Annotated in this window: 19 protein-coding genes and 1 tRNA gene; 13 read left to right on the top strand and 7 right to left on the bottom strand. The window is 72.3% G+C overall.

All coding sequences use genetic code 11. The annotated features are described in order from the left end of the window. The first annotated feature begins 58 nt into the window (after window positions 1–58). On the top strand, window positions 59–538 hold the full coding sequence (locus M1D56_RS10505; RefSeq protein WP_456283535.1) for a hypothetical protein: 480 nt from the start codon (window positions 59–61) through the stop codon (window positions 536–538). Window positions 539–710: 172 nt separating this feature from the next. Here M1D56_RS10505 and M1D56_RS10500 read toward each other — a convergent pair whose 3' ends face one another. Then, window positions 711–1073: a MerR family transcriptional regulator gene (locus M1D56_RS10500; protein ID WP_324014387.1), complete on the bottom strand. Its 363-nt coding sequence runs from the start codon at window positions 1071–1073 to the stop codon at window positions 711–713. Window positions 1074–1126: 53 nt separating this feature from the next. Here M1D56_RS10500 and M1D56_RS10495 point away from each other — a divergent pair, with 53 nt between their 5' ends. Further along, the gene (locus M1D56_RS10495; protein WP_456283533.1) at window positions 1127–2071 is read left to right on the top strand and encodes an aldo/keto reductase; all 945 of its coding nucleotides are present in this window, start codon (window positions 1127–1129) and stop codon (window positions 2069–2071) included. A 6-nt stretch (window positions 2072–2077) separates the two neighbouring features. On the opposite strand, the gene M1D56_RS10490 is transcribed toward M1D56_RS10495, so the two are convergent. After that, a complete protein-coding gene (locus M1D56_RS10490) occupies window positions 2078–2581 on the bottom strand; it encodes a MarR family winged helix-turn-helix transcriptional regulator (RefSeq protein WP_271173815.1) in 504 nt (167 codons plus the stop codon). A 101-nt stretch (window positions 2582–2682) separates the two neighbouring features. Between M1D56_RS10490 and M1D56_RS10485 the strand changes: the two genes are divergently transcribed. The 6 genes from M1D56_RS10485 (at window position 2683) to M1D56_RS10460 (ending at window position 8225) form a co-directional block, all read left to right on the top strand. Next, window positions 2683–2754, top strand: a tRNA-Gln gene (locus M1D56_RS10485). 85 nt (window positions 2755–2839) lie between these two features. Next, on the top strand, window positions 2840–4246 hold the full coding sequence (glmU, locus tag M1D56_RS10480) for a bifunctional UDP-N-acetylglucosamine diphosphorylase/glucosamine-1-phosphate N-acetyltransferase GlmU (RefSeq protein ID WP_456283532.1): 1407 nt from the start codon (window positions 2840–2842) through the stop codon (window positions 4244–4246). Next, a complete protein-coding gene (locus tag M1D56_RS10475; protein WP_324014390.1) occupies window positions 4221–5255 on the top strand; it encodes a ribose-phosphate diphosphokinase in 1035 nt (344 codons plus the stop codon). The genes glmU and M1D56_RS10475 overlap by 26 nt, the downstream gene beginning before the upstream one ends. A 108-nt stretch (window positions 5256–5363) precedes the next feature. Continuing rightward, complete coding sequence (locus M1D56_RS10470) at window positions 5364–5816, top strand: hypothetical protein (protein WP_456283530.1); 453 nt, start codon at window positions 5364–5366, stop codon at window positions 5814–5816. A 1-nt stretch (window position 5817) separates the two neighbouring features. Continuing rightward, window positions 5818–6681: an FAD:protein FMN transferase gene (locus tag M1D56_RS10465; RefSeq protein ID WP_456283529.1), complete on the top strand. Its 864-nt coding sequence runs from the start codon at window positions 5818–5820 to the stop codon at window positions 6679–6681. Then, the gene (locus M1D56_RS10460; RefSeq protein ID WP_455969581.1) at window positions 6678–8225 is read left to right on the top strand and encodes an FAD-dependent oxidoreductase; all 1548 of its coding nucleotides are present in this window, start codon (window positions 6678–6680) and stop codon (window positions 8223–8225) included. Before M1D56_RS10465 ends, M1D56_RS10460 begins: the two co-directional genes overlap by 4 nt. 51 nt (window positions 8226–8276) lie before the next feature. Here M1D56_RS10460 and M1D56_RS10455 read toward each other — a convergent pair whose 3' ends face one another. Beyond that, window positions 8277–8960: an ABC transporter ATP-binding protein gene (locus M1D56_RS10455; protein WP_456283527.1), complete on the bottom strand. Its 684-nt coding sequence runs from the start codon at window positions 8958–8960 to the stop codon at window positions 8277–8279. A 26-nt stretch (window positions 8961–8986) separates the two neighbouring features. Continuing rightward, complete coding sequence (locus M1D56_RS10450) at window positions 8987–10447, bottom strand: ABC transporter permease (RefSeq protein WP_456283525.1); 1461 nt, start codon at window positions 10445–10447, stop codon at window positions 8987–8989. Window positions 10448–10617: 170 nt separating this feature from the next. On the opposite strand from M1D56_RS10450, the gene M1D56_RS10445 reads away from it, so the two are divergent. Next, window positions 10618–11358, top strand: a complete 741-nt coding sequence (locus tag M1D56_RS10445) for a response regulator transcription factor (protein WP_271173807.1) — start codon at window positions 10618–10620, stop codon at window positions 11356–11358. Then, the gene (locus M1D56_RS10440) at window positions 11355–12851 is read left to right on the top strand and encodes a sensor histidine kinase (RefSeq protein ID WP_309299973.1); all 1497 of its coding nucleotides are present in this window, start codon (window positions 11355–11357) and stop codon (window positions 12849–12851) included. The genes M1D56_RS10445 and M1D56_RS10440 overlap by 4 nt, the downstream gene beginning before the upstream one ends. Window positions 12852–12924: 73 nt before the next feature. Here the strand turns inward: M1D56_RS10440 and gndA are convergent, their stop codons facing one another. Both gndA and M1D56_RS10430 read right to left on the bottom strand, forming a co-directional pair. Further along, the gene (gndA, locus tag M1D56_RS10435) at window positions 12925–14388 is read right to left on the bottom strand and encodes an NADP-dependent phosphogluconate dehydrogenase (RefSeq protein WP_271173806.1); all 1464 of its coding nucleotides are present in this window, start codon (window positions 14386–14388) and stop codon (window positions 12925–12927) included. 99 nt (window positions 14389–14487) lie between these two features. After that, a complete protein-coding gene (locus tag M1D56_RS10430; protein WP_271173805.1) occupies window positions 14488–14610 on the bottom strand; it encodes a hypothetical protein in 123 nt (40 codons plus the stop codon). A gap of 123 nt (window positions 14611–14733) precedes the next feature. Between M1D56_RS10430 and M1D56_RS10425 the strand changes: the two genes are divergently transcribed. The 3 genes from M1D56_RS10425 to pth all read left to right on the top strand — a co-directional run bounded on the left by M1D56_RS10425 (window position 14734) and on the right by pth (window position 17180). Next, the gene (locus tag M1D56_RS10425; protein WP_324014396.1) at window positions 14734–15717 is read left to right on the top strand and encodes an alpha/beta hydrolase; all 984 of its coding nucleotides are present in this window, start codon (window positions 14734–14736) and stop codon (window positions 15715–15717) included. Between the two features lie 214 nt (window positions 15718–15931). After that, a complete protein-coding gene (locus tag M1D56_RS10420) occupies window positions 15932–16525 on the top strand; it encodes a 50S ribosomal protein L25/general stress protein Ctc (RefSeq protein WP_271173803.1) in 594 nt (197 codons plus the stop codon). A 70-nt stretch (window positions 16526–16595) separates the two neighbouring features. Continuing rightward, on the top strand, window positions 16596–17180 hold the full coding sequence (pth, locus tag M1D56_RS10415; RefSeq protein WP_271173802.1) for an aminoacyl-tRNA hydrolase: 585 nt from the start codon (window positions 16596–16598) through the stop codon (window positions 17178–17180). Between the two features lie 16 nt (window positions 17181–17196). Here pth and M1D56_RS10410 read toward each other — a convergent pair whose 3' ends face one another. Then, on the bottom strand, window positions 17197–17760 hold the full coding sequence (locus M1D56_RS10410; protein ID WP_456283523.1) for a hypothetical protein: 564 nt from the start codon (window positions 17758–17760) through the stop codon (window positions 17197–17199). Between the last annotated feature and the right edge of the window lie 71 nt (window positions 17761–17831).

Below are 17831 nucleotides of genomic sequence, written 5' to 3'. Positions count from 1 at the left end.
TCGAGGACGACCGCTCGTCGTCGGCGCCGTTCACATCCAGATCAGTTGGGGGAACAACATGAGCAATTCGGATCAGTTCGGGCAGAACGACCAGTCCGAGGGGCAGGGGGCTGAGGAGTTCGGGTCGGGCGACCAGTACTCCGGAGAGGCTTCGGAGTCGTACGGCGAGTCGTCGGAGCAGGGCGGCTCCTACGACGGGGGCTCGTCGGATTCGTCATATGGCGGCGCCTCGTCGGAGTCGTCGTACGGCGGCGAGTCGGGCGAGTCGACCGGAAGCGAGTCGTCCGGCGAGTCGTATGGAAGCGAGTCCTCGTACGGCGGTGAGTCGTCGTCGGAGTCCTCCTACGGTGGTGAGTCGGGCGAGTCCTACGGCAGCGAGTCGACGGGCGACTCCTCGTACGGCGGGGAGTCGTCCGAGTCGTCGGAGTCCTCCTACGGCGGCGAGCCGACCGCGTTCGGCGATGAGTCGTCCGAGTCCTCCTACGGCAGCGAGTCGTCGGGCGAGGAGAGCGGATCGTCCTACGGCGACGACTCGTAATCGGAGTCGTCCTTCGGCGGATCCTCGGAGCAGAGCGGCTCCTACGAGGAGGAGTGAGCTCGCGGCCGTGAGGCCGATTACGTACGGGAGCCTCGTCGGATCGGATCCGGCGAGGCTCCCGCACGTCCGGCTGTCAGCGCGTCGGCCGTCGCGGCGTTCCGGGCGTCGTCGATCACGCGCCGATCTGCTCCTCGTACCACGCGATCTTCTCGTCGAGTCTCGCGCGGCGCTGCCGCAGGAGCTCCAGCTGCGCATCGACGTCGTCCGCGTGCTCGCGCAGCAGGTCGACGCGGGCGCGCAGGGTGGACGCGTCGCGGCAGAGCTCTCCGTACCGGCGCAGCCGCTCGATCGGCATCCCCGTGTCGCGCAGGCACTTGAGGAAGTCGAGCGTCGACAGGTCGCCGTCGGTGTACACGCGCCTCCCGCCGCCGTCGCGTGCGACCGGCGGCAGGATCCCCTCGCGCTCGTAGTAGCGGAGCGTGTCGATGGAGAGGCCGGAGCGCGTGGAGGCCTCTGCAGGGGAGTAGGTCGTCATGCTCGCACGATAGCGCTTGACCTGGAGCGCGCTCCAGGTCGCATCGTGTCCTCATGACCGTCACCACCACACCCCTCGTCCTCGGCGCCATGACCTTCGGAACCCGTCTCGACGACGAGGCGTCCTTCGCGCTTCTCGACCGCTTCGTGGAACGCGGCGGCGAGTGGATCGACACCGCCGACTGCTATGCGTTCTGGGAGAGCGCGGATGGCCGCGGCGGCGCGAGCGAGACCGTGCTCGGCCGATGGCTCGCGGCACGGCCGGGGATGCGCGAGCGCGTCCGCCTCTCGACGAAGGTCGGCGCCGAGCCGCTCTGGGCCGGGTCCTGGCCTGAGCACCGCGCGGGCCTGAGCCGTCGCGCGATCCACGACGCGTTCCGGGGAAGCCTCTCGCGCCTCGGCGTCGACTCCGTCGATCTCCTCTGGCTGCATCAGGAGGACCGGCAGACGCCGATCGAGGAGACCGTCGACGCCCTGCAGGAGCTCGTCGCGCGCGGCGAGGTGCGCAGGGTCGGGGCGTCGAACCATCCGGCCTGGCGTGTCGAGCGCGCGAGGCGGCACGCATCGGCGTCGGGTGCCCTCCCGATCGACGCGCTCCAGCTCAACGCGACCTACCTGCGGGCGCGCCCGGGCGTGCGGCCGGCGGGAGTCGTGCACCCCTTCGGCCTCCTGAGCGACGAGCAGCGCGACATCGCGCGCGAGCACCGCATGGAGATCTGGGCGTACACACCCCTCCTCGGAGGCGCCTACGACGACCCGGAGAAGGAGATCGACCCGGTATACGACCACCCGGGCAACGCGCGCCGACTCGAGGCCCTCGACGAGGTCGCCCGTGACGCGGGCGCGACCCGCGGGCAGGTCGTCCTCGCGTGGCTCGTGTCGCGGGGCATCCGCCCGATCCTCGGCGGGAGCCGGCTGCACCAGCTCGACGCCGCTCTCGACGGCGTCGCGCTCGAGCTCACGGCCGCGCAGCTCGAGCGGCTCGACGTCGAGGGCTGAGCCCGGTCAGACCCCGCCGTCGAAGCTGAGGCTGAGGCGGCGCAGGAGCGCGGCCAGCCGCGTCCGCTCGGCCGCCGACAGGCGGCCGAGCAGCTCGGCCTCGGCGTCCATGAGTCGTGTGATGGCGGCGTCGACGCGCGTGCGGCCGTCGTCCGTGAGCGTGACGAGCACGCTGCGGCCGTCGCCGGGGTCGGACTCCCGGCGGACGAACCCGCGCGTCACGAGGCGGTCGATCCGGTTCGTCATGGTGCCGCTCGACACGAGCGTCTGCTGCAGCAGCTGCTTGGGGCTCAGCTGGTACGGGGCTCCGGCCCGGCGCAGGGCCGAGAGGACATCCCACTCCCACGGCTCGATCTCCGTGCGGCTGAACGCCTCGCGGCGCGCGCGGTCGAGATGCCGCGAGAGACGGTCGACACGCGAGAGCACCTCCATCGGCGAGAAGTCGAGATCGGGGCGCTGCGTCGCCCAGGCGCCCACGATGCGGTCGACTTCGTCGGTATCCGTGGCCATCCGTCCAGTATCACGCACGCGCGCCATCGGTCAGACGCCGGCCGACGACCCGAGCCCGCCGACGCCACGTGGCAGACTTGTGGGGCGGCCAGGGGCCGTGGTCCGCCATGGTGTAACGGCAGCACGACAGCCTTTGGAGCTGTGAGGACCAGGTTCGAATCCTGGTGGCGGAGCGTGACGGAGAGCGACGTGACGGAGAACCACGTGACACAGAGCGAACTGGCGATCGTCATCCTGGCCGCGGGGCAGGGGACGCGCATGAGATCGAAGCTCCCGAAGGTGCTGCACCGGATCGGCGGCCGCCCGCTCGTCGGGCACGTCCTGCACACGGCGCAGCAGCTCGACGCGGTCGTGACGCGCGTCGTCGTGCGCCACGAGCGCGACCGGGTGGTCGAGGCGATCGCCGACTTCCCCGGCGTGGAGCCGGTCGACCAGGACGACATCCCGGGAACGGGGCGCGCGGTCCAGGTCGCGGTCGAGAACCTCCCGGACTCGTTTGGCGGCGATGTCCTCGTGCTGAGCGGCGACGTGCCGCTGCTCGATGCGGAGACCCTCGCGTCGCTCATCGAGACGCACCGCAGCTCGGGCGCCGAGGCGACCCTCCTGACCGCGTCGCTCGACGATCCGTCGGGCTATGGGCGCGTCATCCGCGACGCCGACGGCGCGGTCGCCCGCATCGTCGAGCAGAAGGACGCGAGCGACGACGAGCTCGCCATCGCCGAGATCAACGCGGGCGTCTACGTCTTCCGTGCGCCGGCGCTGCGCGCGCAGCTCGCGCGGATCGGCACGGCGAACGCGCAGGGGGAGATGTACCTCACCGACGTCGTCCGCCTGCTCCGCGAGGAGGGCGCACGCGTCGCCGCCCAGACGGCACCCGACGCGCGCATCGCTCTCGGCGTGAACGACCGCGTGCAGCTCGCGGAGGCCGCGGCCATCCTCAATGCGCGCACCGTGCGCCGCTGGCAGGTCGAGGGCGCGACCATCCTCGACCCCGCGTCCACGTGGATCGACGACACCGCATCGCTCGCCCCTGACGTGACCGTGCTGCCCGGCACCTTCATCCTGGGCGCGACGAGCGTGGGCGAGGGGGCGACGATCGGCCCCGACACCTCCCTCCTCGACTGCGAGGTCGGCGAGGGCGCGACCGTCCGGCGCACCGACGCGACGCTCGCCGTGATCGGCGCGGGGGCGACCGTCGGTCCGTTCGCGTTCCTGCGCCCCGGCGCGGAGCTCGCGGCGGACGCGAAGGTCGGCACGTTCGTCGAGGTGAAGAACTCGACGATCGGCGAGGGCAGCAAGGTGCCGCACCTCTCGTACGTCGGCGACACGACGATCGGCCGCGGCGTCAACCTCGGCGCGGGCGCGATCACCGCGAACTACGACGACATCGCCAAGCACCGCACGGTGATCGGCGACGAGGTGCACACCGGCTCGCACAACGTCTTCGTCGCCCCCGTTACACTGGGTGACGGCGCGAAGACGGGAGCGGGCGCGGTCATCCGCAAGGATGTGCCGGCGGGCGCTCTCGCTCTCAGCGTGGCACCCCAGCGGAACATCGCCGGGTGGGTCGAGACGAACAGGGCGGGCACCGCAGCGGCAGAGGCCGCGGCTCGTGCCCGAGCGGCGGAGAAAGCAGCCGATGGCGCGCACGAAGAAGACCATTGACCTCGACCTCGAACGGGGCATCGCCCCGGGAGTCGTCACCAAGACGAAGAAGCGGCTGGTGGTGGTCGCGGGGCGCTCGCATCCCGAGCTCGCCCAGGCCGTCGGCGAGCAGCTCGGCATCGGCATCGCGCCGACCGAGCACCGCACCTTCGCGTCCGGTGAGATCTACACGCGCTTCGAGGTCTCGATGCGCGGCAGCGACGTCTTCCTCATCCAGTCGTTCAGCCAGAGCGTCAATGAGGAGCTCATGGAGATGCTCATCATGCTCGACGCTCTCAAGCGCGCGTCGGCGAAGCGCGTCACCGTGGTCGTGCCGTACTACCCGTACTCGCGCCAGGACAAGAAGGGGCGCGGCCGCGAGCCGATCTCGGCGCGCCTCGTCACCGACCTGATCACGACGGCCGGCGCCGACCGCATCATGAGCGTCGACCTGCACGCCTCCCAGATCCAGGGCTTCTTCGACGGTCCCGTCGACCACCTCTTCGCGAAGCCGGTGCTGCTGCGCCACTTCGAGGACACCCTCACGGAGGAGGAGCGCGAGACGCTCACGGTCGTCTCGCCCGACATGGGCCGCGTCCGCGTCGCCGACACGTGGTCGGACAGCCTCTCGGCGCCGCTCGCGATCATCCACAAGCGCCGTGACCCGAAGGTCGCCAACCAGGTCTCCGTGCACGAGATCGTCGGCGAGGTGTCCGGCCGCACGTGCCTCCTCGTCGACGACATGATCGACACGGCCGGAACGATCGTGAAGGCCGCCCAGGCGCTCAAGGCCAACGGCGCGAAGAAGGTCATCGTCGGCGCGACCCACGCGATCTTCAGCGACCCCGCCGTCGAGCGGCTGCAGGATGCGTCCGTCGACCGCGTCGTGGTCACCGACACCGTGCCGATCCCGCCGGAGCGCCGCTTCGAGAAGCTCACGGTGCTCTCCGCGGCGCCGCTGCTCGCGCGTGCCATCCGCGAGGTGTTCGACGACGGATCGGTCACGAGCATGTTCGACGGCGCCGCCTGAGCGGCCGTCACAGCAGACTCATAAGGTCCGCGAAGCGGTTCCCGCATCGTGCCTGGTTAGGGTTGCCTCACACGGCCGCACCGCGGCACCGATGAACAGGGGACCGACATGAACCGATCCATTCGCACCGGCGCCGCACTCGCAGGAGTCGCGGGCGTCGTGGCGCTCGCGGGCTGCGGCGCCGTCACCGTGGGAGCCACCGCGGACGACGAGACCGCGACGACGGGCGCGTCGAGCGGCCAGGCGACCGACTCCGGCACGGTGGCGTACGTCGACGGCACCTACACGGCCGAGGGCAGCTACCAGACTCCGGAGACGGTCGAGACGGTCAGCGTGACCGTGACGATCGAGGACGACGTGGTGACGGCGGTCGAGGTGACCGGCGACCCGCAGGCGGCCGAGAGCCGGCAGTACCAGTCCCAGTTCATCGGCGGCATCGCCGACGAGGTCGTGGGGGTCGCCCTCGATGACCTCGCCGTGGACCGCGTGGCCGGGTCGTCGCTCACGAGCGGCGGCTTCAACGCGGCGATCGAGCAGATCAAGCAGGACGCGGCGGTCTGACGTGTCCGCGTCGGCCGTGTGGCGCTTCGACGCCATCGGCACGAGCTGGGAGATCGAGTCGGCGCAGCCGCTCGACGCGTACGTGCGCGACGCGGTGACCGCGGAGGTCGAGGCGTTCGATGCGACCTGGTCGCGCTTCCGCCCCGACTCCCTCGTCTCCCGGCTCGCCCGCGTGGGCGGCGCTGCGCCGGTGCCGCCCGACGCCGGGGCGATGCTCGACGCGTGCGCGGAGCTCTCCGCGGCGACGGATGGCGCGGTGAACCCGCTCGTCGGCGGCTCGCTCGAGCAGCTGGGGTACGACTCGTCGTACAGCCTGCGTGCGGGGGAGCCGCTCCCGGCTCCGGCGGACTGGCGTGCGCGGCTGACGTGGGACGACGGCGAGCTCCGCCTGCGCGGCCCTGGCGTCGTCGACGTGGGGGCGCTCGGCAAGGGGCGCCTCGTCGATCTCATCGCCGACCGCGTTCCGGGTGAGGGGGTCGTCGACGCGAGCGGCGACCTGCGGGTCCGCGGCCGCCGTCGCGTCGCCCTCGAGCACCCCTACGACCCGCGGCGCGCGATCGGCATCGTGACTGTCGAGGACGAGGCCCTGTGCGCGTCGGCGGCCAATCGCCGCACGTGGGGCGACGGGCTCCACCACGTCCTCGATGCGCGGACGGGTCTTCCGGTGCGCACCGTCGTCGCCACGTGGGCGATCGCCCCCACGGCGATGGTCGCCGACGCCGCCGCGACCGCGCTGTTCTTCGACGGCGGGCCCGAGTACGCGCACGCGCACGGCGTGCACTGGGTGCGCGTGCTGTCGGATGGCCGCGCCGAGTGGTCCTGGGGCTCCCGCCGGGAGCGGGGAGAAGCGGAGCTGTTCACATGATCGGACGACTCACCTCGGTCTATCAGCGGGGGATGCGCGCGCTCGGGCGGTTCTCGATGTACCGTCTCGTCCTCGTCGCCCTCGCGGTGCTCGCGGCCATCGCGCTCGCCCTGTCCGTGTTCGGCCTGGTGCTGCCCTCGCCGGGAGCCCTCCTGGCGACGGCCGCCGTCCTCGTCGGCGTCGGTGCGATCGTCGACGCCACTGCGCACCGCATCCTCGGGCTCGTCTGGCGGCCCGAGTCGACGCTCATCACTGCGGGCATCCTGCTCTTCGTCGTGCGCCCCGGTCTCGACGCCGCCGGCCTGGCGGGCGCGGCGATCGCCGCGGCGGCCGCGTCGCTCTCGAAGTACCTGATCGTCTGGCGCGGGCGCCACATCCTGAATCCCGCGGCGGTCGGGGCGACGGTCGCGACGCTCTCGACGCTCACGACCTCGGCGTGGTGGGTGGGCACCCCCGCGCTCTTCGCCCCGCTCCTCGTCCTCGCCGTCCTCGTGCTCTGGCGCACCGAGAAGCTCCGCGTCGTCGGCCTCTTCCTCGTCGTGGCGATGGTCGTCGGCGCCGCCCGCACGATCGTGCAGCTCCTCGCCGCCGGTCTCTCGCTTCCGCTCGAGAGCCTGCTGCAGGGCCTGGTCGTGCAGTCGCCCTTCCTCTTCCTCGGCGCGTTCATGCTGTCCGAGCCGCTCACGCTCCCGCCGCGCCGACGCCAGCAGTACCTCGTCGCGGTCGTGGTCGGCGTGCTCGCCGGCTGGCCGATTCCGCTGGGGATCATCACCCTCGGCCAGGAGCGCGCGCTCCTCATCGGCAACCTCATCGCCTTCGCCTTCGCGGCGCGCGGCGCCGTCCGTCTCACCCTCGTCCGGCGCGTCGCCCTGACGCCGACGGTCCAGGAGCTGACGCTCGCCGCCCAGCGGCGCCTGGCCTTCGTGCCGGGCCAATACCTCGAGCTCGACGTGCCGCACCGTCGGCCCGATGCGCGCGGGACGCGCCGCGAGTTCTCGATCTCCTCTGCGCCTGAGGAGCTCCCGACCATCCGCATCGCCTTCCGCGAGAGCCGCGGGGGAGCGCTCTCCAGCTACAAGCGCGCCCTCGCGGAGGCGCGCGAGGGCGACGTGCTCGCGGTGACGGGAGTGTGGGGCGACTTCGTGCTGCCGCGGTCGGCGGATGCGCCGGTGCTGATGGTCGCCGCCGGCATCGGCGTGACGCCCTTCGTGTCGCAGCTGCGGCACCTGCAGCTCTCGGGCGCGCGGCGCGATGCCGTGCTCGTGCTCGTGGCCTCCCGCGCCGACGAGCTCGCGTATCGACGCGAGCTCGAGCAGACCGGCGTCCGGACGGTCGTGTTCACCCCGGATGAGCCCGCGGGCCTGCCCGCGCACTGGGCGTGGGCAGGAGGGGAGCGGCTCACGGCGGATGGCCTGGCCGCTGCCGTCCCGGACATCGCGGCCCGTCACGCGTACGTCTCCGGCCCGCCGGCCCTGATCGCCGATCTCGCGCCCGCGCTCGGCAGGGCGCGGTCGCTCACGACCGACGCCTTCGCCGGCTACTGACGCCGAGCGGCGGCGCACCCGACGAGAGGGCGCGCCGCCGCTCGGCCCGGCTCACCGCCGGGTGATGTCATGCACGGCGCCGTGGTCGAGGCGGAGCCGACGGCGGGCGCGGCGCGCGACGGCCGAGTCGTGCGTGACGAGGACGAGGGTCAGGCCATCGGCGTTCAGGCGCTCGAGCAGGTCCATGATCTCGTCGCGCGTGCGCTCGTCGAGGTTCCCGGTCGGCTCGTCGGCGAGCAGCACCCGGGGCCGCTTCGCGATCGCACGCGCGATCGCGACGCGCTGCTGCTGGCCGCCCGACAGCTCAGCGGGACGATGGTCGGCGCGCTCGGCCAGCCCGACCTGCGCGAGGGCCTCGGCGACGCGCGCGTCGCGCTCGTCCCTCGACAGGTGCAGCGGCTCGAGACCCATGGCGACGTTCTCCCTCGCCGTCAGGGTGGGGATGAGGTTGAACCCCTGGAAGACGAAGCCGATCTCGCCCGCGCGGAGCGCACTGAGCTCCCCGGCTGACGCCCGGCCGAGCTCGGATCCGGCGATCGAGATCGAGCCCTTCGTCGGCGTGTCGAGCGCTCCCAGCAGCTGGAGCAGCGTGGACTTGCCGCCGCCGGTCGGCCCCTGGATCGTGACGAAGTCGCCCTGCTCGATCGAGAGATCGACGTGGGCGAGCGCGCGGATCTCGCGCCCCTTCGCCCGGTAGGTCTTCTGGACGCCCTCGAGCGCATACAGCGTGGTCATGATGTTCTCCTCTGTTCCGTCCGCGCTCAGCCGACCGAGCGCAGCGCTTCGGCGGGGCTCAGGCGCGCGGCGCGCCATCCGCCGATCGCCCCGGCCACGAGGCCGCCGGCGACCGCGAGGGCCACGGCGGCGATGATGACGACGGCGTCGAGCGGTGCCGTCAGCGCGATGTCGCTCGCGGTCTCGGCCATCGCGCCGAACGGACCGCCCATGCCGCCTCCCGCACCGGGGCCGGCGGCCGTCGCAGCGGACGACGTCGAGATCGTCGGCCGCACGAGGTCGATGATCACGGCGCCGATCACGCCGAGCGCCACGCCGGCCGCGCCGCCGATGAGCCCCTGCACGACCGATTCGCCGGCGACCTGGCGCACGACGCGCGCGTTCGTCCATCCGATCGCCTTGAGCGTGCCGAACTCGCGCGTGCGGCGCGAGACGCCCGAGAGCGTGAACAGCACCGCGAGCAGCACGGCGACCGCGAGCACGATGACGGAGAGCCACGTGCCGAGGCTCGAGATGAGGCTCGAGGCGCTCGACAGCGACCCCGAGACCGTCGACGCGAGGTCGGACTGCGAGCTCACGGTCGCCTCGGGCAGCTCCTCCTCGAGGGCGGCCTGCACGGCGGCGATGTCGCCGGCCGACGCGGCCTGCACGTAGACGGTCGAGACGACGTCGCCCGCGCCCGAGAGCTCCTGCGCGATGTCGAGCGGGATGAAGACGTCGGCCGCGGTGTCGGCGGAGTCGGTCGCGGACGCCGCGATCCCGACGATCTCGAACTCCTCGCCGCCCAGCTCGACGGCGTCCCCGACCGCGAGCTCGTTCGTCGAGGCGTAGGTCGCGTCGACGACGGCGACGGCGGCACCCGCATCGGATGCCTCCAGCGCCCGCCCGTCGGACACCTCGACCGACGAGAGCGGGCCCGCCGTCGTCGCGGCGTCGTCGACACCCAGGACGCTGATCGAGTCGAGGTCGAAGGCGCCGCCGCCGAAGCCCCCGCCTCCGCCGCCCGGAGGCGCCTCTCCCTCCGCGGGCGCGGCCTGCGTGGCGTCCCCGGCGTCCTCCGGCGCGCTCGGCAGCTCGCCGTCGAACGTGATGTTGGTGAGCGCGAGCGCGCCCGACACGGCGGAGACGCCCTCGGTGCCGGCCGCCGTCTCGACCGCGGACGACGCGAGTGTGCTCCGGCCCATCTCGACGGCGAGGCGCGACTGGCTCACCTGCGTGGTCCCGTCCTCGGCGGTCTCGCCGTCGTCCTCGCCGAACTCGAAGCGCTGGCCGCGGCCCTCGCCGGGCTCGGCCGCCGCCCCGCTGACCGTGAGGTCGGTGCCGACGCCGTAGACCGACTCGAGGGCCGCGTTCTGGGCGTCGCGGACGCCGGCCGACAGCGCATTCACGATGATCACGAGCGCGATCGCCACCGCGAGTCCGGAGGCGACGATCATCGTCTGCCGCTTCCGGCCCGCGAGCTCTCGTCGCAGGTACGTTCCGAACATGGATCTCCCTTCGCCGCTCCCCGCGAGCGGCCAGGTGCGACCGTAGGGAGCGCGGCGATGGAGGGGGCATGAGCGGCGTATGAACGGGCTATGCGGCGCCGCGCGCACTCACAGCCCGCGCATAGCGCGTGCCATAGCAGACCCATAGGAAGCGGAGCACAATGGGTCGCATGACAACGCCCGCTCGCACTCCGTCGCCCGCCCTCACCCGTCCCGACGGCAGCCCCGTGCGCGTCCTCGTCGTCGACGACGAGCAGATGCTCACCGACCTGCTGTCGATGGCGCTGCGCATGGAGGGCTGGGAGGTGCGCGCAGCGGGCAGCGGCTTCGAGGCGCTCCAGGCGGTGCGCGAGTTCGATCCCGACGCTCTCATCCTCGACGTCATGATGCCCGATCTCGACGGGATGGGCGTCCTCCAGCGGCTGCGCCAGAACGGCAACGACGTGCCCGTGCTCTTCCTCACGGCGAAGGACGCCGTGAGCGACCGGGTCGCGGGACTGACGGCCGGCGGCGACGACTACGTGACGAAGCCGTTCAGCCTCGAGGAGGTCGTCGCGCGTCTGCGCGCCCTCATGCGCCGCTCCGGCACGGCCCTCGCGGCCGAGGTCGAGCCAATCCTGCGCGTCGCCGACCTCACGCTCAACGAGGACAGCCACGAGGTCGAGCGCGCGGGGACGCCGATCGAGCTCACGGCCACCGAGTTCGAGCTGCTGCGCTATCTCATGCGCAACCAGCGGCGCGTGCTCTCGAAGGCGCAGATCCTCGATCGAGTCTGGCACTACGACTTCGGCGGCAAGTCGAGCGTCGTCGAGCTCTACATCTCGTACCTCCGCAAGAAGATCGACGCCGGACGCGAGGCGCTCATCCACACGGTGCGCGGGGCGGGCTACATGATCAAGGCGCCGCAGTGACCGACGCGCCGCGCGACGAGCTGGCCGCGCCGCCGCGCCGGCAGCTGACGTTCGAAGCGCGCCTCATGATCACGATCGTGTCGATCGTGTCGGTCATCCTCGTGATCATCACGACCCTCACGAGCGCGATCATGAGCAGCGTCCTCGACCAGCAGCTGAGCGAGCGCGTGGCCTCGGCCACGCAGGAGCTCGACCACCAGGTCGCCGAGGCGCTCGCGTCGGGGAAGACCGCCGCGGAGGCTCTCGTCGGCCCGCCGGTCGAGCGCGGACTCCTCCTCGTCGCCGAGACCGACGGCGGCATCACGGGCGCGGTCGTGGGCGAGGGGAGTGTCACGGCGCTCACCGCCGAGCAGGTGGACGACGTCGTCACGGCGATGACCGGCGAGGCGCACACGGAGACGGTCGCGGTGTCCGATCTCGGCACGTACCGCGTCCGCACGGCCGTGATCCGGCAGACCGGCCAGTCACTCGTCATCGGCCTCCCCACCGCCGAGGTCCAGGGCACGATCGGCCGGCTCTGGACGACCATCCTCTTCGCGACGATCGGCGGGATGATCCTGCTCGGCATCGCGACGACCCTCGTCATCCGCGCGGGGCTGCGTCCCCTCCGCGCAGTCGCCGAGACCGCGACCCGCGTGGCGCAGCAGCCGCTCGATCAGGGATCCGTGTCGATCGACGAGCGCGTGCCGGCCGAGCAGGCCGACCCGCGCACGGAGATCGGGCAGGTCGGCGCCGCCCTCAACACGCTGCTCGACCATGTCGAGTCGTCGCTGCACGCACGGCAGCGGAACGAGGAGCTCATGCGCCGATTCGTCGCCGACGCGAGCCACGAGCTGCGCACGCCGCTCGCGTCGATCCGGGGCTACTCCGAGCTGTCGCTGCGCGATCCGTCGCTCAGCGAGACGTCGGAGCAGGCGCTCGAGCGCATCCAGGCGCAGTCGATCCGGATGACCTCGCTCGTCGAGGACCTGCTCCTCCTCGCGCGTCTCGACGAGGGGCACGAGATCGTGCTCGGCGCCGTCGACCTGACCCAGCTCGCGGTCGAGGCGCTCGCCGACCAGCAGGCGGCGGGGCCGGATCACGACTGGTCGGTCGAGGTGCCCGAGGAGCCCGTCGTCATCGCGGGCGACCGCGGCCGTCTCACCCAGGTCGTGGTGAACCTCCTCGCGAACGCCCGCACGCACACGCCGGAGGGGACGCACGTCGAGCTCGCGGTGCGTCTCGAGGGCGAGGGGAGCGGGACGCGCGCCGTGCTCACCGTGCACGACGACGGGCCGGGCATCGACGAGGAGCTCCAGGGCGAGCTGTTCACGCGGTTCGCGCGCGGCGATCGGTCGCGTGCGCGCAAGACCGGCGGGACGGGCCTCGGGCTCTCGATCGCCAAGGCGATCGTCGAGGCGCACCACGGCGAGATCTCCGTGCGCAGCGCGCCTGGAGACACGACGTTCGAGGTGCGCCTGCCCGCGAAGCCCGCCGAGGCCCCGCCGGCCTGACCGGCGCCGGAGACGGAGCGAGCCGACCCCCGGGCGGGGGTCGGCTCGCTGCGGCGTTTCGGCTCGCTGAGTGCTAGTGGGTGTCCTCGGCCTCGATCTCGGTGCGGTCGCCGCTCCACTGCGTGTGGAACGTGCCCTCCTTGTCGATGCGCTTGTAGGTGTGCGCGCCGAAGAAGTCGCGCTGCCCCTGCACGAGGGCGGCGGGCAGGCGCTCGGCGCGGATGCCGTCGTAGTACGCGAGCGACGACGAGAACGCCGGCGAGGGGATGCCCGCCTGCGTCGCGGCGACGACGACCCGGCGCCATGCCGCCTGGCCGCGCGTGAGCGCCTCGGCGAAGTACGGGGCGGTCGCGAGCACCGGGAGGTCGGGCTGCTCGGCGTACGCGTCGGCGATGCGGTTGAGGAACTGGGCGCGGATGATGCAGCCGGCGCGCCAGATCTTCGACACGGCGCCGAGGTCGATCGTCCAGTTGTACTCCGCTGCGCCCGCGCGGATCTCGTCGAAGCCCTGCGAGTAGGCGATGATCTTCGACGCGAACAGGGCCTGGCGGACGTCCTCGATGAAGCCGTCGACGTCGTCGACGCGGAACTCCTCGTCGGGGCCGGGGAGCGACGCCGCCACGGCGCGCTGCTCGGGGTGCGACGACAGCGAGCGGGCGAACGTCGCCTCGGCGATGCCCGACACGGGCACGCCGAGCGCGAGAGCCGTCTGCACGGTCCAGGCGCCGGTGCCCTTCGCACCCGCCTGGTCGAGGATCACGTCGACGAGGGGCTTGCCCGTCTCGGCGTCGACCTGGCGGAGCACCTCGGCGGTGATCTCGATGAGGTACGACTCGAGCTCGCCCTTGTTCCACTCGGCGAAGACGTCGGCGATCTCGGCAGGCGTCTTGCCCGTGCCGCGGCGGATGAGGTCGTACGCCTCGGCGATGAGCTGCATGTCGGCGTACTCGATGCCGTTGTGCACCATCTTCACGAAGTGGCCGGCGCCGTCGTGTCCGACGTGCGTGACGCAGGGCTCGCCCTCGGCGACCGCCGCGATCGACTTGAGGATGGGGCCGAGCGTGACCCACGACTCGTCCGAGCCGCCGGGCATGATCGAGGGGCCCGTGAGCGCGCCCTCCTCGCCGCCCGAGATGCCCGCGCCGACGAAGTTGATGCCGGTCTCGCGGACGGCCTTCTCGCGGCGGATCGTGTCAGGGAAGTACGCGTTGCCGCCGTCGACGATGATGTCGCCCGGCTCGAACACCTCGACGAGGGAGTCGATCACGGCGTCGGTGGGACGACCGGCCTTGACCATGATGATCGCCGTGCGCGGCTTCGACAGCGAGGCCGCGAACTCCTCGTAGGAGAACGCCGGGATGAAGCCGGCCTCGGGGTGCTCGGCGACGAGCTCGTCGGTCTTCGAGCGGCTGCGGTTGTACACGGCCACCGTGTTGCCCTCGCGGCTCGCGAGGTTGCGGGCCAGGTTCGAGCCCATCACGGCGAGGCCCACGACCCCGATGTTCGCAAGGGCAGGGGTCGATGAAGCGTCAGTCACGCGCGTCTCCTTGAGGACGGGAAATGATCGTACGTAATGCAGGGTAGTGCTCCCGCGCCTCACGCGCCTCTCCGTGACGTTGTGAGTGCGCGGAGGGCGTCACTTGCGGTACGAGCTCCGGCCGAGAGCGAACATCGCGCCCGCGACGAGCACGACGAAGGTCACGGACATGCCGCCGATGACCCAGGCGATCACGTGCGAGATGGCTGCGCCGTCGATCATGGGGACTCCTTCTGCAGATGCGCGGCCCTTTCCAGGGCGCGCGCGGACGGTCGAGGACGGCGCGATGCGCCGCCTCCATCGTAGTCGCGGGCGTCGTCGGGCCCTCCTCGATAGGCTCGGCCCATGGCGGCGCGCGCGTGGGCCCCGGACATCCTGGGGGAGGGGTTCGAGCAGCTCGAGCTGCCGCTCGCTGCCGACGGCGAAGGCGACGTCGTGGCCACCCTCGTCCGGCACCTCCCGCGGCGGCGCCGGTTCCTCGAGCGCGCGCGTCCGCTCGAGGACGTCGACGTCCTCTACGTGCACGGATGGTCGGACTACTTCTTCCAGCGCCGGCTCGCGCGCTTCTGGGCCGATCGCGGCGCGCGCTTCTTCGCGCTCGATCTCCGGAAGTACGGCAGGAGCCTCCGGCCCGGTCAGACGCCCGGGTACACGACCGACCTCGACGTCTACGACGAGGACATCGCGGCGGCGCTCGCGGCGATGCAGCCCGCGGTGGGGCGGCGCCTCGTCCTGCTCGGCCATTCCACCGGAGGCCTCACGCTCAGCCTCTGGGCCGCGCGCCATCCCGACGTCGCGAGCGCGCTCATCCTCAACAGCCCGTGGCTCGAGTTCCAGCTGAGCGGCGTGCGCACCGCGATCGCCCCCGTCGTGCAGATGCAGGCGCGCTGGCGCCCCATGGACGCGGCGCCGCAGGTCGACCTGGGCTACTACTCCCGCGCCCAGCGCGAGGCGGCCGATCCCGACGACCCGGTCGAGGTGAACCCGCTGTGGCGCCCCGAGCAGACGATGACGGTCCATGCCGGATGGCTGAGCGCTGTGCTGGCCGGGCACGCGCGCGTCGCGGCCGGCCTCGGGATCGCCGCGCCGGTCTGCGTCCTGCTCTCCGCGCGCAGCGCTCCCCCCACGCGGTGGTCCGATGAGCTCACGCGCGTCGACTCGGTCCTCGTCGTCGACGACATCGCGCGCGCCTCGCTCCGCCTGGGCCGCAGCGTCACCGTGGAGCGCATCGAGGGGGCGCTCCACGACGTGTTCCTCTCGCGGCGCGACGCGCGCGAGGAGGCGTACGCGCGCATGGACCGCTGGGTGAGCGGGTTCGTCGCGGGCTGAGGCTGGGAATCCGCGGTTCTCCCGACCGCCGGCGTCGGGTAGCATGGACGACGACCTCGGCGAGGGGTGCCTCCGCGCGTGCGCGAGACGGGCATCCGTGATCGACGCGGTGATGCGGGCCCATGCCCTCCTCACGCGCAGCGTTCGAGCCGAGGACTTCCGACAGAACTTCATGCGGCTCCGCTCGGCCGCGTGTCCCACGAGGAGCAGACACATGGCTGACCAGAACAAGCTCGCGGCAGAGGTCCGCACCGAGTTCGGCAAGGGCTTCGCCCGCCGCCTCCGCGCCGCCGGCAAGATCCCCGCCGTCATCTACGGCCACGGCACCGAGCCCGTGCACGTCGCGCTGCCCGGTCACGAGACGGCGCTCATCGTCCGTCACGCGAACGCGCTGCTCGAGCTCGACGTCGAGGGCCGCGCCGAGCTCGCGCTCGTCAAGGACGTGCAGCGCGACCCGGTGCGCCAGGTCATCGAGCACATCGACCTCCTCGTCGTGAAGAAGGGCGAGAAGGTCGCCGTCGAGGTGCCCGTCACCACCGTCGGCGAGTCGTTCTCCGGCACGATCGTGAACCTCGAGACGGCGACCCTCAAGCTCGAGGTCGAGGCGACGCACATCCCCGAGCACGTCGAGGTCTCGGTCGAGGGCCTCGAGGACGGCACGGTCATCACGGCCGGCGACATCGCGCTCCCGCAGGGCGCCGTCCTCGCGGACGAGCCGGAGCTCCAGATCCTCTCGATCCTCACGCCGCGCGCGACGGTCGAGGACGAGGCTGCCGCCGAGGGCGAAGAGGCACCCGCCGCGGAGTGACGCGGATCTTCCACGCGAGGGGGTGCGACCTGGTCGCACCCCCTCGCGTCGTCTCCAGGAGGGAATGAGGATGGCCGAGACATGGCTGGTCATCGGGCTCGGCAATCCCGGCCCGCGGTATGAGCAGACGCGGCACAACGTCGGCCAGATGGTCGTCGACGAGCTCGCCGCGCGCCGCAGCGCGACGTTCCGGCAGCACAAGGCCAACGCGCGCGTGGCCGAGACGTGGCTGCGGCCGGGCGCGGCGAAGCTCGTGCTCGCCAAGCCGAACACCTTCATGAACGTCTCGGGCGGCCCCGCGGCGGGTCTCGCCCGGTTCTACGGGCTCGCCGCCGATCGCGTCGTGGTCGTGCACGACGAGCTGGACATCCCGTTCGACACCATCAAGCTCAAGTCCGGCGGCGGGCACGGCGGGCACAACGGCGTCCGCGATGTCGCGAAGGCGCTCGGCACCCCGGACTTCGCCCGCGTGCGGGTCGGCATCGGGCGTCCGCCCGGTCGTCAGGACCCCGCGGACTGGGTGCTCGACCCGTTCGGCGCGACCGAGCGCAAGACGCTCCCGATCCTCGTGTCCGACGCGGCCGACGCTGTCGAGCGGCTCGCGGAGGACGGCCTCGTGGCCGCGCAGCAGCGCTTCCACGCCCCGCGGGCCTGATCGGCGGGGCGCGAGGTCAGAATCCGGCCTGGTCCAGGCCCGCGGCCAGCCCGATCGAGAAGCCGATCGCGGCGGACGTGGCGACGACCACGGGCGCGACCGCGGCGATGACGACGGCGGCGATCCCCGCGCCCCTGCCGCGTCGTCGTGCGATCGCGACGATGCCCTGGATCAGCGCCCACACGCCGAGCGCCGTGGCGACCCACGCCGTGATCTCGCCGGTGAGGACGGCGTCGCGCACCGGCGTGAGCAGCGACCAGTCGAACTCGGTCGCCGCCGCGAAGTCCGTGCGCCCGGCCTGCACCCCGACGAGGAAGCAGCAGACGCCGATCACGAGCGTTCCGCCGACGAGTGCCACGAGCGCGAGGAGGAGCGCGACGCGGCCGAGGGCGGCGGATGGCGCGGGCGCGGGCGCCTCGACCATGGCGGCGAAGCGCGGATCCCCCGGCTGCTGGTACGGCGCGGTCGGCGGATAGAGATAGGCGCCCGAGGCCTGCTGGCCGGGCGTGACGCCGCCGGGGGAGATCGGCGAGTGGTCGCCGGGAGCGGGCGGGTACGGCGGCTGCGGGTCGGCGCTCATGCGCCCATCCTAGGAAGGCGGGGCGCGGATGTCCGTCGTGCCCGTGTCGGAGGGCGCGACTAGACTTCTGC

The organism is Microbacterium sp. JZ101 (assembly GCF_053903175.1).
The sequence above is the reverse complement of the archived record's forward strand: the minus strand, read 5'-3'. Positions and strand labels throughout refer to the sequence as shown.

Bases quoted from the DNA above. Each gene is read 5' to 3' on its own strand.
- M1D56_RS10490 (WP_271173815.1), bottom strand. From the start codon at position 2,581: ATGGCCACGGATACCGACGAAGTCGACCGCATCGTGGGCGCCTGGGCG.
- M1D56_RS10500 (WP_324014387.1), bottom strand. From the start codon at position 1,073: ATGACGACCTACTCCCCTGCAGAGGCCTCCACGCGCTCCGGCCTCTCC.
- M1D56_RS10495 (WP_456283533.1), top strand. From the start codon at position 1,127: ATGACCGTCACCACCACACCCCTCGTCCTCGGCGCCATGACCTTCGGA.
- M1D56_RS10420 (WP_271173803.1), top strand. From the start codon at position 15,932: ATGGCTGACCAGAACAAGCTCGCGGCAGAGGTCCGCACCGAGTTCGGC.
- M1D56_RS10445 (WP_271173807.1), top strand. From the start codon at position 10,618: ATGACAACGCCCGCTCGCACTCCGTCGCCCGCCCTCACCCGTCCCGAC.
- M1D56_RS10455 (WP_456283527.1), bottom strand. From the start codon at position 8,960: ATGACCACGCTGTATGCGCTCGAGGGCGTCCAGAAGACCTACCGGGCG.
- M1D56_RS10475 (WP_324014390.1), top strand. From the start codon at position 4,221: ATGGCGCGCACGAAGAAGACCATTGACCTCGACCTCGAACGGGGCATC.
- M1D56_RS10460 (WP_455969581.1), top strand. From the start codon at position 6,678: ATGATCGGACGACTCACCTCGGTCTATCAGCGGGGGATGCGCGCGCTC.
- M1D56_RS10470 (WP_456283530.1), top strand. From the start codon at position 5,364: ATGAACCGATCCATTCGCACCGGCGCCGCACTCGCAGGAGTCGCGGGC.
- M1D56_RS10425 (WP_324014396.1), top strand. From the start codon at position 14,734: ATGGCGGCGCGCGCGTGGGCCCCGGACATCCTGGGGGAGGGGTTCGAG.
- glmU (WP_456283532.1), top strand. From the start codon at position 2,840: ATGAGATCGAAGCTCCCGAAGGTGCTGCACCGGATCGGCGGCCGCCCG.
- pth (WP_271173802.1), top strand. From the start codon at position 16,596: ATGGCCGAGACATGGCTGGTCATCGGGCTCGGCAATCCCGGCCCGCGG.
- M1D56_RS10450 (WP_456283525.1), bottom strand. From the start codon at position 10,447: ATGTTCGGAACGTACCTGCGACGAGAGCTCGCGGGCCGGAAGCGGCAG.
- M1D56_RS10430 (WP_271173805.1), bottom strand. From the start codon at position 14,610: ATGATCGACGGCGCAGCCATCTCGCACGTGATCGCCTGGGTCATCGGC.
- M1D56_RS10410 (WP_456283523.1), bottom strand. From the start codon at position 17,760: ATGAGCGCCGACCCGCAGCCGCCGTACCCGCCCGCTCCCGGCGACCAC.
- M1D56_RS10505 (WP_456283535.1), top strand. From the start codon at position 59: ATGAGCAATTCGGATCAGTTCGGGCAGAACGACCAGTCCGAGGGGCAG.